The sequence below is a fragment of the Streptomyces sp. GbtcB7 genome, from assembly GCF_019091445.1.
Classification (GTDB): Bacteria; Actinomycetota; Actinomycetes; order Streptomycetales; family Streptomycetaceae; genus Streptomyces; species Streptomyces mirabilis.
The window spans coordinates 1-529 of the sequence record NZ_JAGXJM010000136.1 but is presented as its reverse complement, the minus strand read 5'-3'; the positions used below and the strand labels follow the sequence as shown (position 1 = coordinate 529).

The following is a 529-nucleotide window of genomic DNA, read 5'->3' as shown; positions in this document are numbered from 1 at the left end:
CACTACGTTTGGTACCTATTTCGCGCTGACCTCGTAGCGGCCGGAGATCCCGACACGCTGGATCGGGTGAAAGGTCATCTCGCCCGATTCAAGGGGTGGATGGACGCCGACAAGTCTTTGCGACCGCGGATAATCCTGATCGGCACTCACGCCGACGTCTCTCCCCAATTCGAGGCTGACTCAGGGAAGCTGATTGATGCGGTGCGTTCCGCGTCTCCGATCAAGCTGGGGATGGTCAAGCTGAATCATGCCGACCTCGTCGTTGGCAGCCTGCTGACTGATAAGGACGCCAAGAGGCTGATCAGACGCCTCGGGAGCCACCTCTGAAAGGCGGGTCCCGCCGATGACGATTCGTTACCGCAGCACACCCTCCGAGCCCTCGACAATTGGACGACGCGATGACTGACAACCCTGTAGCGACACCTTTGCCGCGGTCGGTTCTCGTCGTGGATAATCAGCTCTACCGTGAGATCTCGGAGAGTCCCGAATCCGTCGATCTTCTCGACAACCTCGATGCAATGGTGATCCC

The 529-nt window shown here is 59.0% G+C and carries 1 protein-coding gene; it reads left to right on the top strand.

The genetic code is table 11. From position 1 onward, the window contains the following. Window positions 1-327 (top strand): hypothetical protein (locus tag KVT44_RS55550; RefSeq protein ID WP_217576859.1); only part of this gene is annotated, 327 nt, incomplete at its 5' end. Between the last annotated feature and the right edge of the window lie 202 nt (window positions 328-529).